The organism is Rugosimonospora acidiphila, assembly GCF_039543385.1.
Classification (GTDB): Bacteria; Actinomycetota; Actinomycetes; order Mycobacteriales; family Micromonosporaceae; genus Rugosimonospora; species Rugosimonospora acidiphila.
Map to the genome: position 1 here is coordinate 507,457 of NZ_BAABJQ010000001.1, position 16,628 is coordinate 524,084.

14 protein-coding genes are annotated in these 16,628 nt (G+C 69.4%); 8 read left to right on the top strand and 6 right to left on the bottom strand.

All coding sequences use genetic code 11. The annotated features are described in order from the left end of the window. Positions 1–147 precede the first annotated feature (147 nt). Genes ABEA87_RS02545 through ABEA87_RS02570 form a run of 6 tightly spaced genes read left to right on the top strand, consistent with a single transcriptional unit; the run spans position 148 to position 6,577 of the window. Positions 148–564, top strand: coding sequence for a hypothetical protein (locus ABEA87_RS02545; protein ID WP_345625591.1), 417 nt, complete (start codon positions 148–150; stop codon positions 562–564). After that, complete coding sequence (locus ABEA87_RS02550) at positions 564–1,814, top strand: hypothetical protein (RefSeq protein WP_345625592.1); 1,251 nt, start codon at positions 564–566, stop codon at positions 1,812–1,814. Before ABEA87_RS02545 ends, ABEA87_RS02550 begins: the two co-directional genes overlap by 1 nt. A 59-nt stretch (positions 1,815–1,873) precedes the next feature. Further along, entirely contained in the window at positions 1,874–2,947 is a 1,074-nt protein-coding gene (locus ABEA87_RS02555; protein WP_345625781.1) for a S8 family serine peptidase, read from the top strand. Between the two features lie 59 nt (positions 2,948–3,006). Next, a complete protein-coding gene (locus ABEA87_RS02560; protein WP_345625594.1) occupies positions 3,007–4,728 on the top strand; it encodes an ABC transporter ATP-binding protein in 1,722 nt (573 codons plus the stop codon). Then, complete coding sequence (locus tag ABEA87_RS02565) at positions 4,725–4,859, top strand: hypothetical protein (protein ID WP_345625595.1); 135 nt, start codon at positions 4,725–4,727, stop codon at positions 4,857–4,859. Before ABEA87_RS02560 ends, ABEA87_RS02565 begins: the two co-directional genes overlap by 4 nt. After that, positions 4,856–6,577: an ABC transporter ATP-binding protein gene (locus tag ABEA87_RS02570; protein ID WP_345625597.1), complete on the top strand. Its 1,722-nt coding sequence runs from the start codon at positions 4,856–4,858 to the stop codon at positions 6,575–6,577. The genes ABEA87_RS02565 and ABEA87_RS02570 overlap by 4 nt, the downstream gene beginning before the upstream one ends. A gap of 101 nt (positions 6,578–6,678) precedes the next feature. Here ABEA87_RS02570 and ybaK read toward each other — a convergent pair whose 3' ends face one another. The 6 genes from ybaK to ABEA87_RS02600 form a co-directional block, all read right to left on the bottom strand. Further along, positions 6,679–7,155: a Cys-tRNA(Pro) deacylase gene (gene ybaK / locus ABEA87_RS02575; RefSeq protein WP_345625598.1), complete on the bottom strand. Its 477-nt coding sequence runs from the start codon at positions 7,153–7,155 to the stop codon at positions 6,679–6,681. A 28-nt stretch (positions 7,156–7,183) separates the two neighbouring features. Then, positions 7,184–8,419 (bottom strand): THUMP-like domain-containing protein, encoded by a 1,236-nt coding sequence (locus ABEA87_RS02580; RefSeq protein ID WP_345625600.1) that lies wholly within the window; start codon positions 8,417–8,419, stop codon positions 7,184–7,186. After that, positions 8,416–9,630, bottom strand: coding sequence for an ROK family transcriptional regulator (locus ABEA87_RS02585; protein WP_345625602.1), 1,215 nt, complete (start codon positions 9,628–9,630; stop codon positions 8,416–8,418). The genes ABEA87_RS02580 and ABEA87_RS02585 overlap by 4 nt, the downstream gene beginning before the upstream one ends. A gap of 37 nt (positions 9,631–9,667) precedes the next feature. After that, entirely contained in the window at positions 9,668–10,930 is a 1,263-nt protein-coding gene (locus tag ABEA87_RS02590; protein ID WP_345625604.1) for a sugar ABC transporter permease, read from the bottom strand. Beyond that, positions 10,927–11,787: an ATP-binding cassette domain-containing protein gene (locus tag ABEA87_RS02595; RefSeq protein ID WP_345625606.1), complete on the bottom strand. Its 861-nt coding sequence runs from the start codon at positions 11,785–11,787 to the stop codon at positions 10,927–10,929. Before ABEA87_RS02595 ends, ABEA87_RS02590 begins: the two co-directional genes overlap by 4 nt. A 127-nt stretch (positions 11,788–11,914) precedes the next feature. Continuing rightward, entirely contained in the window at positions 11,915–13,003 is a 1,089-nt protein-coding gene (locus ABEA87_RS02600; protein WP_345625608.1) for a sugar ABC transporter substrate-binding protein, read from the bottom strand. 1,264 nt (positions 13,004–14,267) lie between these two features. Here ABEA87_RS02600 and groES point away from each other — a divergent pair. Continuing rightward, on the top strand, positions 14,268–14,582 hold the full coding sequence (gene groES / locus ABEA87_RS02605) for a co-chaperone GroES (RefSeq protein ID WP_203915895.1): 315 nt from the start codon (positions 14,268–14,270) through the stop codon (positions 14,580–14,582). Between the two features lie 282 nt (positions 14,583–14,864). Beyond that, a complete protein-coding gene (gene groL, locus ABEA87_RS02610; protein ID WP_345625610.1) occupies positions 14,865–16,499 on the top strand; it encodes a chaperonin GroEL in 1,635 nt (544 codons plus the stop codon). Positions 16,500–16,628 lie beyond the last annotated feature (129 nt).

The following is a 16,628-nucleotide window of genomic DNA, read 5'->3' on the forward strand; positions in this document are numbered from 1 at the left end:
TCACCGGCGTCGCGACGCCGGCGACCCATCCACAGATTGCGATCGGGGGTCGTGGCGAACGGCGCTGTGGCGGTAACCTCCCCGTAGCCGCTCGATCGCTCACCGGTGCGGCTTGAGGCGCGGGTCGCCAACCTGGGGAGGACAGCGGTGGCGCGGCTTGAGGACGACAGGACGACCGCATACGGGCCGGTGGAAGTCGACCTGACCGGCCTGACCGACTTCGCGCGGGCGCTGCACGACGAGCAGAGCCAACGCTACGCGCCGGTGGCCTCCTCGGCGATCGACGTATTCCAATCGGGTCAGGCGACGGTCCTGGCCGATCCGGCCTTCGCCGAGTTGGGGCTGGCGCGCTCGGCGCATCAGCTGAGCCTCGACCAGGCGGTGCAGTTGCTCAACGCGTACTCGGTGGCGCTGGTCGCACTCGCCGACACGGCAGGTGAGATCGCGACCCGGTACGCCGGCTCCGACGCGTTCGCGGAGGCGAAGGTCACCGATGTGGGCGGACAGCTGTCCGGAGCGTCCCCGGTTCCCCCGCCTGCTGACGGCCTGCGGAGACCGGTCTGATGGCCGCTGGATCGGCGGGATTGACACAGTGGTCCCAGTTCGACGTGCCCGGCATGTGGTCGCTGCTCCAGAACGTGTCCACGGTCGACGCGTTCCGGCAGGCGGGCGCGTGGCAGAACACGTACGAGGCGGCACAGGCGCTGGCGGGGCGTCTGCGCTGGTACCGCGACGGGCTGGCCAGCAAGTGGTCGCCGGAGGGAAGCGACGCGGCCGCGGCGTACCTGGGCCGGCTGGACGAGTTGATCGGCTCGGCGCAGCAGTTGGCGGACGCGTCGGTCGCGAACCGGCAGGCCCTCGTCACGCTGGCAAACGCGGTGGACGACGCCCAGCCGAAGATGCAAAAGGTGTACGAGCAGTCGCAGGCGCTGCGCCAGGTGGGAGCGGCACAGCCGAGAGCCGGTGCGACGGTGGTCTTGCGGCAACAACAGCTGCATCAGCAAGCTACGCAGATCATGGAGTCGCTGGGCAGCGCCGCGATGGACTCATGGCGCCACTTCGCAACAGTAGACGACTACCAACCCCCACAGTCCGCGCGCGGAGGAGACGTACCAATCGCGGGCGCTCCAACTGTCCAGCAAGAGGAATTCGTGTCTACGGCGAATTACAAGGAAGCTTCTATGGGGGGCGGCGGGGTAGCCTCTACGACGAACAACAGAGCTCCTACCTACGCACGCAGAATTGAAGCGTCTACCGAAATGTCCGCGCAGACGATGGCGCGCGCTCGGGGCGAAGGCATCACCCTTAGCCGGTCACCCAGTTCGTACACATCAGCCTTGGCGGATCGTACGGCCGAAGACCGAGTGGCGTCAGCTGGAGCCGGTGCCAGGGTTACGGAACAAGTGAACGCCGGTGTTATTGCTGTTCCGGTTCCCGAGTCCATCGACCTGCCTCGCGTAGGCCCGTCCGCGCTGAAGAATTTCTCACTCGAAAATCATGTGGAAACGCGTTCACTCGGGCTGCGTGCGGGTGGAGTCATCGGTGGGGAGCGTTCGGTAGAAGCACGTCAGGCGACTGCCGGGCTTGATGAGTCCGTTAATGCGGTAGGCGGGACGATCGGAACCAATGGTGCCGAAGTTGGCATGATGAAGCCTGGAAATATTGCTGATCGGCGAGAGTCGTTGAAGCGTCGGCGAGAATACGATGATCAAGATCCTTGGTATGTAGCAGAGGGAGTGTTGCCGGTTCTTCGTCCGTTACCCGAGCCGACTCATTTCGATCCAGGGCCCGGTGTTCTCGGAATTGACCGCTGATGTTGCGGCGGGGCGTAGCAGGAGTTTCGGGGCTGTTCCTCGCTTTGACTGCGACCCTGATGTTCGCCGCGCCGGCTAGGGCGGACTCCGTGCGAGACCAACAATGGTTTCTTTCGTCCCTTCATGTGTTGGACGCGAATCGCGTTAGCAAGGGTGAGGGCATTACCGTCGCTTTAATCGATACCGGGGTAAGTGCGTCACATCCTGATCTAGTCGGCAACGTGTTACCGGGGGCCGTCACGTACGTTGGTACAGGGCGTTCGGGCGATGCTTGGCATGATCCGAACGGGCACGGCACCGGTATGGCGGGAAACATCGCTGCTCACGGCCACGGACTTGATGCTGGCGCGCTAGGCATCGCGTCAGCGGCAAAGATTCTTCCGATTGCCGATGCTGGGGATGGTGGGCGAACGAATGACGCTGCTATGACTGCCAGCATTAAGTACGCAATCGAACGTCGTGTGCAAGTTATTTGCCTCGCTGAAGGCGGCGGCGGAGGGACGCCGGATCTAGCAACGGCAGTACGAGCGGCGGAAGATGCGAACATCGTCGTTGTCGCGGCCGTGGGGAACCGCAGCCAGGGCTCGTTGGTCGTAGACGCGCCGGCGGATCTGCCTGGCGTTCTCTCGGTCGGATCAGTTGATCAGAACGGGAACCATGCTGCCGATTCCGTAACAGGATCTGCCGTTGTGTTGTCAGCGCCGGGGGTCGACATCGTTCACCCGGCACCGGGCGGCGGGTACAGCGCGGGTACGGGTACCAGCGATGCGACCTCGATTACTGCTGGTGCGGTAGCTCTCGTACGGGCGAAGTACCCGAACCTGTCTGCGGCCGAAGTGATCCATCGGCTCACCGCCACCGCCACCGACAAGGGGCCGCCCGGTCGTGACGACGAGTACGGGTACGGAGTCATCAACATCGTTGCTGCCCTCACCGTCAACGTGCCCCCCTTGTCCGCCAGCGCCAGCCCGGCCCCTTCTGCCAGCGATCAAAAACCCGGCAGCGGCTCCCCCCGGGCGCAGCAACAGGGCACGAAGACTTCACTCCTGGCGATCGTGATTCCGGTCGGCGCCGTGCTCGTGGTGCTGCTCGGCTTCCTCGGCTGGCGGGCGGCTCGTCGCCGTACACCCTGATCAAGCCCGCCAGAAATCGGTAGCGGTCAACAGATTCGGACGGTAATCTCGCCCGCGCTATGCGTTCCTTACCCGTGGCGGATCCGGGCGTACCCGATCATCGCTCGGCGAGCCGGTACCTCTACTGGCTCGCCCGACAGCAGGTGTCCGCCGTCGCCCTCGGGATGGCGTACGGCGTCGTGTGGATGGTGGCTCAGGCGCTGATGCCAGCCACGATCGGGCGTGCCATCGATACCGGCATCGCCACCGGGAGCCTTCACAACCTGGGCACCTGGTCCGGCATTCTGCTCGCTCTCGGCATAGTCCAGGCCGTGGCCGGAGTGCTGAGGCACCGGATGGCGGTCTTCAACTGGCTGGCGGCCGCGTACCAGACGATCCAGGTGACCGTGCGGCAATCGAACCGGCTCGGCTCCAGCCTGCCCACCCGGCTCGCCACCGGCGAAGTGATCAGCATCGGCACCTCCGACATCAATCACCTCGGCAACGCCATGGACATCACCGCTCGGGCGGCCGGTTCCGTCGTCGCGATCGTCGCGGTGACCGTGATCCTGCTCGTCGCGTCCGTGCCTCTCGGCCTGGTCGTGGTGCTCGGCGTACCCATACTCATGGCCGTGGTGGGTCTGCTCATCCGGCCCCTGCACAAGCACCAGCAGACGTACCGCGATCAGCAGGCCAGTCTTGCCACCCGTGCCGCCGACATCGTCACCGGTCTTCGGGTACTTCGCGGCATCGGCGGCGAGGCGACCTTCGCGGGGCGGTACGCGGAGCAGTCCCAGTCGCTGCGCGTCGCCGGCGTGCGCGTGGCCCGGGTCGAGTCGTACCTGGAGGCCGCGCAGGTGCTGCTGCCCGGAGTCTTTGTGGCGTTGGTGACCTGGCTGGGTGCCCGGTTCGCGCTGGCCGGTCAGGTCACGCCGGGCCAACTGGTTGCCTTCTACGGCTACGCGGCCTTCCTGACCTCCCCGCTGCGCACGCTCACCGAGGCCGTCGACAAGTTCACCCGTGCCCACGTCTCCGCGCGTCGCGTGTGCCGGCTGCTCGCGCTGGCGCCGGAGCTGTCCGACCCGGTGGTTTCGCTCGACGGGTCGGCGCCGCCGGCGCGGGTCGGGAACGGCGAGTTGGCCGATCCGGAGTCCGGCCTGGTCGTGCGGCCCGGGCGGCTGACCGCCATCGCCGCCGCCACGCCGGAGGATGCCGTGGAACTCGCCGATCGGCTCGGGCGGTACCGGGACGGCGCGGTCACCCTGGCCGGCGTGCCGCTCAGCATGCTTCCGATGGCCGAGGTCCGGTCCACGATTCTGGTCGCCGACAACGACGCGCGCCTGTTCTCCGGTCGACTGCGCTCGGAACTCGATCCGCACGGTACGCATTCCGATGAGCGCATCCTCTGGGCACTCGATGTCGCCAGCGGAACCGACATCGTGGACGCCCTGCCGCAGCGGCTGGACGCCGAGGTGGCCGAGCGTGGCCGGGAGTTCTCGGGTGGGCAGCAGCAGCGGCTCCGGCTGGCTCGGGCGCTGCTGGCCGATCCGCCGATTCTGATTCTGGTCGAGCCGACCAGCGCCATCGACGCGCATACCGAGGCGCGCATCGCCGCCCGGATCGGTGCGGCGCGGCGGGGCCGGACGACGCTGGTGGTGTCGACCAGCCCGCTGGTCCTCGACCGGGCAGACCACGTGGTCTACCTGGAGGACGGCAAGGTGATCGCCGAGGGCACCCACCGCGAGTTGCTCGCGGACGAGCCACGGTACGCGGCGACGGTCACGCGCGGGGAGGCCGCATGAGCGGACCGTGGACGGTGACGGTGGTGGTGACGGCGGCGGCGGTGGTGGTGACGGCGGCGGCGGTGGTGGTGACGGTGGTGGTGACGGCGGCGGCGGCGATCGGGGCGACCGAGGAAGGGGCCGGGCCATGAAGCAGATCCTGCCAGTCGCCGACGCCGCGCAGGTTCGGCGGTACGCGCGTGGTCTGCTGCGCCGCCACCCTGGGCCGCTGATCACCACCCTGTCGCTGCACGCGCTCGCGGCGGTCGCCGGACTCGCCACCCCGAGGCTGCTCGGCGACCTGGTCGAACGGATCAAGGAGGGCACCACCAGGGTCAGCGTGGACGAGATCGCGCTGGCGATAGCGGTGTTCGTGGTCGCGCAGTCCGTGCTCGTGCGGTTCGCCGCGTATGCGTCGGCGCGGCTGGGCGAGCGGGTACTGGCGGAGTTGCGGGAGGACTTCGTCCGGCGGGTACTGGCGGTGCCGGTGTCCACGGTGGAGCGTGCCGGCAGCGGTGACCTGCTGACCCGTACCAGCCGGGACGTGGACGCGCTGTCGCATAGTGTCCGGTTCGCGGTGCCGGAGACCCTGACCGCCATTGTCACGGTTTTTTTCACGATCGGCGCGCTGGTGCTGGTCGGCCCGATTCTGGCGTTGCCCTGCCTGATCGCGGTGCCGATCCTGACCGTCGGTGCCCGCTGGTACCTGCGCCGTGCTCCGGCCGGGTACCTGCGCGAGAACGCCGCCTTCTCCGACATCACCGACGGCCTGGCCGAGACCGTGGACGGGGCCCGTACCGTCGAGGCGCTGCGCCTGGCCGAGCGGCGGGTGCGGCGGACCGACGAGGACATCGCCAACTCGTACCGCGCGGAGCGGTACACGCTGGGGCTGCGTACCGTCTGGTATCCGTTGACCGAACTGGCGTACATCATTCCCGTCGTCGCCACGGTGCTGATCGGCGGTTGGTTCACGATCGAGGGCTGGGTGACGCTGGGCCAGGTGACCGCGGCGACGCTCTATGTTCAGCAGCTCATCGACCCACTGGATCGGCTGCTGTCCTGGCTGGACGAGTTGCAGGTCGGTGGCGCCTCGCTCGCCCGCCTGCTGGGCGTCGCCGAGGTGCCGGACGATCGGCGGGCCAGCGGCGTCGAGCCCGACGGCGGGGAGATCGAGGCGCGCGAGGTGCGGTACTCCTATGTGGATGGCCGCGAGGTGCTGCGGGGCGTGGATCTGACGCTTGTCCGGGGCGAGCGGGTCGCGGTCGTCGGGCCGAGCGGCGCGGGCAAGTCGACGCTCGCACGCCTGCTGGCAGGCATCAACGCGCCGGACAGCGGTGCGGTGACCGCCGGCGGCGCGCCGCTGGTCGAGCTGCCGCTGGATGCGCTTCGCGGCCAGGTCGCGCTGGTGACCCAGGAACATCATGTCTTTCTGGGTACCCTCCGGGACAACGTCGCGCTGGCCCGGCCGGACGCGACCGATGAACAGATCCGCCGGGCGTTGTCGGCGGTGGACTGGCCGGCGGAATTGGGCCTGGACACCGAACTGGGCACCGGCAATCACCAGCTGTCTCCGGCGCAGGCGCAACAGGTGGCGTTGGCCCGGCTGGTCCTGGCCGATCCGCACACCCTCGTGCTGGACGAGGCGACGTCGTTGCTCGATCCGCGGGCGGCCCGGCATCTGGAGCGTAGCCTCGCCGCGGTGCTCCACGGCCGCACCGTCGTGGCGGTCGCGCACCGGCTGTTCTCGGCGCACGACGCGGACCGGGTGGCGGTGGTCGAGGACGGCCGCATCACGGAGCTGGGCAGCCACCACGACCTGGTCGCCGAGGACGGTGCGTACGCGGCGCTGTGGCGGTCCTGGCAGAGCTGACCAAGACGCATCCGGCGAGGCGCGTCCGGGCAGGCGCGTCCGGGCAGGCGCGGACAGCCATGAGGGGCGGCCAGCCGATCGGGTCCGGGACCAGGCGGCGATCAGGCGGCGATCGGGCCGACCGTGGCCCCGGTGACCCGGACCAGATCCTCCGGTGCCAACTCCAGCTGCAGGCCGCGCCGGCCGGCGGAGACGTACACCGTCGGCCAGCGCAGCGCCGACTCGTCCACCACCACGGGCAGCCTCGACCGCTGACCGAACGGGGAGATGCCGCCCGTCACGTACCCGGTGGCCCGCTCGGCCGCCGCCGGCTCGGCCATGGCGGCCCGCTTGCCGCCGCTCGCCGCCGCGAGTGCCTTGAGGTCGAGGCTGCCGGAGACCGGTACCACGCCCACCGTGAGGCGGCCGTCCACAGTGGCCACCAGGGTCTTGAACACCCGGCCGGGATCGACGCCCAGGGCGGCCGCCGCGGCCTCACCGTATGACTGCGGCTGCTGGGCCGCCTCGTACGAGTGGATGGTGAAGTCGATTTTCTGCCTGGTCAGCAGTGCCGTCGCCGGTGTTCCCTGTCCCGCCACGGTGCCAAGGGTAGGCCAGGATCGGGGGCTAGGCGGCCGGCACCGGGGTGGCGAACAGCACCGTGGGCGCGTCGTCCACCCGGGTGAGCACGATGGTGGCCTCCTCGGGACCGGCGAGGCGCAGGCTGCGGCGAAGCTCGTCCGGCTCCAGCGCGGAGCCACGCTTTTTGACGGTGAGCCGGCCGACGCCGCGCTCGCGCAGCACCGACCTGAGCCGCTTCACCGACAGCGGCATGGCCTCGGTGACCTCGAAGCACCGTGCGAACCCGGTGGGTGTGGCCGAATCCGCGTAGACGTAAGCGATCCGGGGGTCGGCCAGCGTACCGTCCACAATGGATGCGAACTCGGCCACCAGATGTGATCGGACCACCGCTGGATCGGGATCGTAGAGGTAGCGCCGGACCGGCCCGACCGGCGCGGTCGCGTCCCCGGAGCCGGTGATCGCCGGCGAGTCTGACCACCGCCGGGAGGCGGACGGCGGATCGGGCCGGGAGGCGGACGGCGGATCGGATCGCAGCAGCGTCGCCCGGCGCGGCGCCCCCGCCAGCGGGCCGCACCAGAACGCCGCCTCCACCAGGTCGCCGTCCACCGATACCCACTCCGCCTCGGCGCCGGCCGGTATCAGCCCGTGGTCGATGCCGGGGGCCAGCTTGAGCACGGTGCGCGGTACCCGGTGCGGCACCGCGGCCACGAAGTCCCAGGAGGGGGAGAACGCGCGGGGATCGAACACCCGTGAGCCACCCCGCCGGCGCGCGGGATCGCAGAACACCCCATCCACTTCGGACAGGTCCACCGTCCCGGCGTCGGCGCAGGACACCGTGACCAGGCCGGCCAGCCCCAGCGCGCGTACGTTGGCCGAGGCGACGGCGGCCGTCAGCGGATCGGCGTCCACGGCGTGTACCCGGATCCCCGCCCGGGCCGCCGCCAGGGCGTCGGCGCCGACGCCGCAGCCGAGATCGGCGAGCCGGGTCACGCCGCCCTCGGCCAGCCGGCCCGCCCGGCGCCGCGAGACCACCGACCGGGTGGCCTGCTCCAGTCCGGGCCGAGTGAAGAACATCACGTTGGCGTCCGCCCCGAACTTCGTCCGGGCCTGCCGGCGCAGCACGGCCTGGGTGAGGGCGGCCGCGGCCAGATCGGGGTCCAGGCCGCGGGCGCGCAGCGCGGAGGCGGCGGTCAGCGGTGGCGCGTCGGCCAGGTCGGCCGCGGCCGCCAGCGCGGTCGCTCCGTCCGGGGTACCCAGTCGGGCCAGCAGTTCCGGGGTCACACCGCCGATTCTGCCGGTTCCCCGGTGCCGGTGCCGACGTCGAGGGGGTCGGCCAGCAGCCGCTGGAAGGCCAGTTCGGCGGCGCCGATGAGCGGGGCGTCGTCGCCGAGTTCGGGGGTACGCAGCCGGACGTGCTCCCGGCAGGCGGGCAGCCCGTTGCGGTTGAGCCGGCTCCGTACCTGGGCCGCGCCGGCCAGGTACAGGTCGCGCAGCGTACCGCCGAAGATCACGGTCTCCGGGTTGAAGATGTTGACCAGGTTCGCCACGCCGAAGCCGAGCCAGTCGCCCACCTCGCGGACCGCCGCCTGGGCCAGCGCGTCGCCCCGGTCGGCCGCGTCGACGACGGCCAGGATGCCCTCCCGGCCGACTCCCTCGCGGGCCGCCGCGGCCAGCAGGGCGTGCTCGCCGACCTCGGTCATCCAGCAGCCGCGCGCCCCGCAGATGCACGGCTTCCCGTCCGGGTTGACCACCATGTGGCCGACCTCGCCGCCGTACCCGCCGTGCCCGGCCATCGGCCGACCACCGGTGATGATGCCGCCGCCGATGCCGACGTCCCCGCTCAGGTAGATGATGTTTTCCGAATCACTACCCGCGCCCCGGGTGTGCTCGGCCAGCGCGCCCAGGTCGGCGTCGTTGCCCACGTAGGTGGGTGCGTCCATCGGCAGGACCTCGCGTAGGGCCGCCCCGAGGGGCTCGTTCACCCAGCCGATCATCGGCCCCAGCCGGACCAGGCCGTCCTCCCGCCGGACAATACCCGCCACGGCAACCCCGATCCCGACACACGTGGACTTCTCGGGCACGTCCTGGTGCATCTCGTTGACGAACTCGGCCAGCCGGCCGACCACGTCGGCGGCGACGAACTCGCCCCGGCCGCGCTGGCGCTCGCGCCGGTCGAGCACCTCGCCGCCGAGGCCGACCCGGGCCGCCACCAGCCGGTCCACGCCGATCAGCAGCGCGTACACGAATACGCGCTCGGATTCCGCGCGGACCACCAGGGACGGCCGGCCGGCCCGGCCGGTCTCCTTGGGCAACTCCTCGCGGACCAGACCGGCCGCGGCCAGATCGGCGGTCAGCGCTCCGATGGTGGAGCGGTTGAGCCCCAGGGCGGTGGTGAGTTCGGCTCGGGAGACCGCACCATGCACGTGGACCAGGCGCAGCAGAGCACCGAGGTTCTGCCGGCGGATTTCTTCCTGGCTTGGGCCAGCGCGCATGGTGGGTTCGTCTCCGAATGTTCGACTTGAGCGGCGCTCAGCGTAGACCGCTCGCCGCGGCGCGGCGCCGCGACAGTGCGTCGACACCCGCGGCGAGCAGTAGCACGACGCCGGTGACGATCCACTTTGTACCCGCGTTGTAGCCCATGAGCCCCATGCCATTATCGATCACGGCCACCACGGCGCCGCCGAGCACGGCGTCGATCACCCGGCCCTTGCCACCGAAGAGGCTCGTGCCGCCGATTACCGCCGCCCCCACTGCGTACAGCAGGATGTTGCTGCCGCCGGTGTTGGGGTCGACCGAGTTGGCACGGCTTACAGCCACGATGCCGCCGAAGGCCGCCATGCCCGAGCAGATGACGAAGGCCGAGATGCGGATGCGATCCACGTTGATGCCGGCCCGGCGAGCGGCCTCTTTGCTGCCGCCGACGGCGTAGATGTGCCGGCCGAAGGTGGTGCGGCCGAGCAGGAAGGTCCACACCAGCAGCAGGACCACGATGAGCGGTACGACGTTCGGTACGCCCTTGAGCGAGTGGAACGCCGGGTTGATGGCCCGCTCCTGGTTGAGGAAGTAGACAGCGACGGCACCGATCACGGCCAGCGCACCGACCTTGATCGAGATCAGCGCCAGCGGATCGGCGCCCAGCCCGCGCTTGGTCCGGGTGCGTACCCGGTTCAGCTGCACCGCGGCGTACCCGAGGATGCCGACGACCAGCAACGTCCAGCCGAGCCACGGCGGCAGGTTGTCCCGTTCGATCCCGACCGTGAACGGGTCGGTGATGGAGATGTTCTTACCGCCGCTCAGCAGCAACAGCACGAGACCCTGGAAGGCCAGGAACGCGGCCAACGTCACCACGAACGACGGGACGCCGAGCTTCGCCACCAGGATGCCGAGCAGGAAACCGATCGCCACGCCGATCACGATCGCCGCGGGGATGGCCAGGTACCAGGCCCAGTGTTCATTGGTGAGCAGGATGGCCATGATGGCGCCGCACACGCCGCTGGCGAAGCCGGCGGACAGGTCGATCTCACCGAGCAGCAGCACGAAGACCAGACCCATCGCGATGAGTGTGACCTGGGCGCCCTGGGTGAAGAGGTTGGCGAAGTTGACCTCGGAGAAGAACACCGGGCGCATGATGCCGAAGACGATGCACAGCACGATGAGGCCGAGGAGGGCGGGCAGCGAACCCATGTCGCCGCCGCGGATGCGACCGAAGTAGTCGCGGGCGTGCTCGCCGAGGGTACGGCTGGCCGAGCCGGGTACCTCCGTGCGGCCGGGAGGGGTCTGGAGGGCGGTCATTGCTGTGCTCCGTTCGTGTCGCCGAGGTCGACTCCGCCGCCGTCGTGCGAACCGTTGCCGTTTCCGTTGCCGTTGCCGTTGCCCGCCGCGGCGGCCGTAGCCGGAGGTAGCCCCAGGTCGCCGCTGCGGCCCGCGGTGATGAGCTCGACCACCTGGGAGTAGGTCACGTCGCTGGCCTTGACCTGTGCCGCCATCCGCCCGAGGTACAGGCAGGCGATCTGGTCGGCCACCGCGAAGACGTCATTCATGTTGTGTGAGATGAGGACGACCGCGAGGCCGTTGTCCGCGAGCTGGCGGACCAGTTCGAGTACCTGCGCGGTCTGCGCGACGCCCAGCGCGGCGGTGGGCTCGTCGAGGATGACCACCTTGCTGTTCCACAGCACGGCCTTGGCGATCGCCACGGTCTGACGCTGGCCACCCGACAGGCTGGACACCTGCTGCCGGACCGACTTCACCGTGCGGACCGACAGCCGGTCCAGGGTCTGGCCGGCCAGCTTCTCCATGGTGGGCTCGTCCAGCACGATGCCCCTGGTGCGCTCGCGGCCGAGGAACATGTTCTGCACGATGTCGAGGTTCTCGCACAGCGCGAGGTCCTGGTACACGATCTCGACGCCCAGCGCGGAGGCGTCACGGGGGCTGTGCACGGTGACCGGCTTGCCGTCGAAGTAGTACTCGCCGGAGTCGATCGGGTAGATGCCGCCGGCGCATTTGACGAGGGTGGATTTGCCCGCGCCGTTGTCGCCGACGAGAGCGGTGACCTCACCCGCGTTGGCGGTGAAGTCGACGTGCCGGAGCACCTGTACGGGACCGAAACTCTTGTCGATCCCGCGCAGCTCCAGAGTGGGAGTGGCGGTCACGGGAAACTGCTCCTGTCAGAAGGTGGTCGTCGTTCGCAGACCGGGGCGGTGACCAGCGGAGTCCCGGCGCCGCGCGGAGGCGCGGCGCCGGGACGCATGCCGGTCGCGAGGGACTGGGCCTGGCCTTTTAGCTGATGCCGGCCGCGGCGCACTTGGCGGCGTAGTCGCCGGTGCACAGCTGGTCCTTGGTCACGAAGCCGTCGGCCACCACGTCCTTGACGTTGTCCTTGTAGATCGCCACCGGCGTCTCCAGCTTGGACGGGACGTCCTTGTTGAGCTTCGGGTCGTGCACGGTCTGAGTCACCGAGGGCTTCTCGCCCTTGGCCAGCGCGATGGCCAGTTCCGAGGCGTCCTTGGCTTCGAGCTGGACGGCCTTGTAGACGGTCATGCACTGGTCGCCGTCGAGGATGTGCTGCAGGCCCTGCACGGTCGCGTCCTGGCCGGTGACCGGCATCTGCAGGTGGTCCTTCTTCAGCACGGCGATGACCGAGTTGGCCATGCCGTCGTTGGCCACCAGGACGCCGCCCATCTTCGGGGTGCTCGTCAGCATCTGCTCGAAGTCGGTGCCCGCGGTGGTGTTGTCCCAGGCCGGTACGGAGGTGTTCGGGCCCTTGGCGTAGGTGCCGTCCGCGTACAGCGGGTCGAGGACCGAGTTGTAGCCCTGGGCGAACAGGGTCGCGTTGTTGTCGTCCGGCGAGCCGTTCAGCTCGGCGACGATGGTGCCCTTCGGCGCCTGCTTGTCGGCCAGGCACTTCTGCAGGCCCTGGCCCTGCAGCTTGCCGACCTGAACGTTGTCGAACGAGACGTAGTACTGCGCGCCGCCGCCGATGGTGAGTCGGTCGTAGTCGATGACCGGGATGCCGGCCGCCTGGGCCTTCTTGATGACGGCGGTGCCGCTGCCCGCGTCCAGGTCGGTGATGACCAGAACGTTGACCCCACTCGTGATCATCTGGTCGGCGATGGTCTGGAACGCGTTCGGGTCACCCTGCGCGTTCTGGATGTTCGACTTGACGTGGGCGTCGTCGAACGCCTTCTTCAGCAGCGGCCGGTCGTCGGCTTCCCAACGGGCCGAGGACTTGGTGTCGGGCAGGATGACACCGACGTACGGGCCCTTCTTCGCCGAGCCCGAACCGGAGTCGTCGGACTTGCCACAGGCGGACAAGCTGCCAGCAACCACCAGCCCGGCGGCGGCGAGGGCGAGGATCCCCTTGCGCATTGCATGGGTCCTTTCGGGGTATGCGCCGCACGGGGCGGCGGGGAGGGGTCATTCGTTTGCACGTATCGATGCACTTCGGCCCGAATTCCGGCTTCTTGGCTGGTGTCGCCCCCTCCGGCCGGCCCTCGAACCGATTGTTGTGCCCGGCAACGTATTCCTCTCGACGCGCCCCGCACAAGATGACGGCGGGGTTAAGTTTGTTGTCGGCAGTAACAATTCGGCAACGTGAGTGACCTTGCCGCTTTGACCAGGCTTCCCGCGTCGCCACGGCCACCGCCCCGCTCTCCCGTCCGCCCGGTTACGCCCGAGCCGAGCGGCGTTCGACGCGGTCTGCGACCGGATGCCGGGTCCCGCCAGGGCAAACCGGGCCAAATTTGTTGCCGTGGATGACAATTCGGCGTCGTGAGTGGACTTGCCGCGTTGACCAGGCGATCTGGCTTGGGTTTCCGGACCGGGACCAAGCTGGGCGGCGTTCTGCGCGGCCGGCGGACTGGGCGCCGCGCCCCTGCCGGGGGCAAGCGGGGGTTGGGTTTGTTGTTGTCAGTGACAATTCGACAACGTGAATAACTTTGTGCGTTGGCCAGGCCACGCGGCGTCGCATGCCCACCGCGCCGCTCTCGCGGCCGCCCGGTTTGAGTCCGGACCGGGCTGCCGGACGGGGCTGCCGGACGGGGCTGCCGACCCGGCGGTTCCTTCGCGGCCTGCGACCGGACACCGGGCCTTGCCACGAGCAAGCGGCTCGCACCTTCGCCGCGCGAGAGCCGCTCGCGGCCCAGCGCCACGCGGTCGTCGCGGAGGCGCGACGCGGAGGCGCGACGCGGAGGCGCGCCGCGAAGGCGCCACGCGGAGGCGCCACGCGGTCGCCGCGGGGGCGCTACGTGGTTCGCCGCGGGCGCGGGGGATGCCCGCCCCGGGTGTTCGTGCCAACCGCCGGCGGGCGCGTTACCGGCCGACGCGCCAGCCCCGTGACGGTCGGCCGGAGGTGGTCACGCGGCGTGCTCCGGCCTGCTCCGGGAGATCGTGCGCGGTACCGGGCGCGAGAGTTGGCACTCTCCTTGACGGAGTGCTAGATCCCGGCATAACCTGCGATTAGCACTCTCACGCTGAGGGTGCCAATCGGCTGGCCGTTGGCCGGCCGGTGCAAGCCCGGCGGAACCGGCACCCGCGACGACGGAGCCGCTGGAAAACGCCGTCTTGCTGGCCCAGCCCAGTGCTGGACCACGGGTGGCATGTGGCAGACGAAGATCAAGTACCCCAGGAGGGTATGCCCGTGACTACCGCGACCAAGGTTGCGATCAAGCCGCTCGAGGACCGCATCGTGGTCCAGGCGAACGAGGCTGAGACGACCACGGCGTCGGGCTTGGTAATCCCCGACACCGCCAAGGAGAAGCCGCAGGAGGGCACTGTCCTCGCTGTGGGCCCGGGCCGCTTCGACGACAAGGGCAACCGGATTCCGATCGACGTTCAGGTCGGCGACACGGTGCTCTACTCGAAGTACGGCGGCACCGAGGTCAAGTACGCCGGCGAGGAGTACCTGGTGCTCTCCGCTCGCGACGTCCTCGCTGTTATCGAGAAGTGAGCTGGGCGGGTCGTCGCCGGGGTGCACGTTGCGCCGGCCGCCGACCCGAGCGTTAACGGTCAAGATCGTCGTTCGTCGGCGGTCCCAGCCGAGATGATCACAAGTGCCGTCCCGGCGCCCGGCGAGCCGGGCGGTGGCCTGAGGGCCTGACGGCGCGGCTTTTGCGACCGGCGCGTCCGGCCCGCCACGAAATGGCGGGTCTGGCGGCCGGTCCACGAATGTGCCGTCCTGACGCCCGGACCACCGGGCGTCAGGACGGCACTTCCTTGTGAAGGGATAGATATGGCGAAGATCCTGAGCTTCTCGGACGACGCCCGACACCTGCTCGAGCACGGCGTGAACGCGCTGGCTGACACGGTCAAGGTCACCCTTGGTCCGAGGGGCCGCAACGTCGTTCTGGACAAGAAGTTCGGCGCCCCCGTAATTACCAATGACGGTGTGACGATCGCCAAGGAGATCGAGCTCACCAACCCGTACGAGAACCTTGGCGCCCAGCTGGTCAAGGAGGTGGCGACCAAGACCAACGACGTCGCCGGCGACGGGACCACCACGGCGACCGTGCTCGCCCAGGCGATGGTCCGGGAGGGCCTGCGCAACGTGACCGCCGGGGCCAACCCGAGCGGTCTCAAGCGGGGCATCGACACCGCCGTCAAGGTGGTCAACGACGCGCTGCTGGACAAGGCCACCGAGGTGTCCGGCCACGAGGAGATCGCGCACGTCGCGACGATCTCGGCGCAGGACGCGACGATCGGTAACCTGATCGCCGAGGCGATGGAGAAGGTCGGCCGGCAGGGCGTGATCACCGTCGAGGACGGTTCGACCATGACCACCGAGCTCGAGGTCACCGAGGGCATGCAGTTCGACAAGGGCTACGTGTCGCCGCACTTCGTGACCGACGCCGAGGCCGGCGAGGCGGTGCTCGAGGACGCCTACATCCTGGTCACCAGCCAGAAGATCAGCGCGGTGGAGGAGATGCTGCCGCTGCTGGAGAAGGTCCTGCAGGCCAGCAAGCCGCTGCTGATCATCGCCGAGGACGTGGAGGGCCAGGCCCTCGCCACCCTCGTGGTCAACGCCATCCGCAAGACGCTGCGGGTGATCGCGGTGAAGGCCCCGGCCTTCGGCGACCGGCGCAAGGCGATGCTGCAGGACATCGCGATCCTGACCGGCGGCGAGGTGATCTCGCCCGATCTCGGGTACAAGCTGGAGACCGCCGGGCTGGAGCAGCTGGGCCAGGCCCGCCGGATCGTGGTCACCAACGAGACCACCACGATCGTCGACGGCGCGGCCAAGGACGAGGACGTCGCCGAGCGGGTCTCCCAGATCCGCAAGGAGATCGAGGCCTCCGACTCCGACTGGGACACGGAGAAGCTCAACGAGCGGCTCGCGAAGCTGTCCGGCGGGGTAGCGGTGATCAAGGTGGGTGCCGCCACCGAGGTCGAGCTGAAGGAGAAGAAGCACCGCATCGAGGACGCCATCTCGGCGACCAAGGCTGCCGTCGAGGAGGGCATCGTGCCCGGTGGCGGCGCCGCGCTGGTGCAGGTCTCCTCGGCGCTCGACGGTCTGTCGCTGACCGGTGACGAGCGCACCGGCGCCACGATCGTGGCCAAGGCGCTGGTCGAGCCGCTGCGGTGGATCGCCCAGAACGCCGGACACGACGGGTACGTCGTGGTGGACAAGGTGCGCGCCAGCGCCTGGGGCGAAGGCCTCAACGCCGCCTCCGGCGAGTACGTCAACCTGGCCAAGGCGGGCATCCTCGACCCGGTCAAGGTGACCCGGAACGCGCTGGCCAACGCCGCGTCCATCGCCGGGCTGCTGCTGACCACCGAGAGCCTGGTCGTGGACAAGCCCAAGGAGCCGGAGGCCGCCCCGGCCGGGGACGGCCACGGTCACGGCCACTCGCACGGCCCCGGTTTCTGAACCGGCGTCCTGAGACGCGGATCACCGCACAATCGGGACGCAACCGGAGGAACGCCTCGAAGGGACGGTACGCGCCGCGTACCGTCCCTTCGAAGTTTCTTATCGAACCCTTACCGATCTACCGGTTGG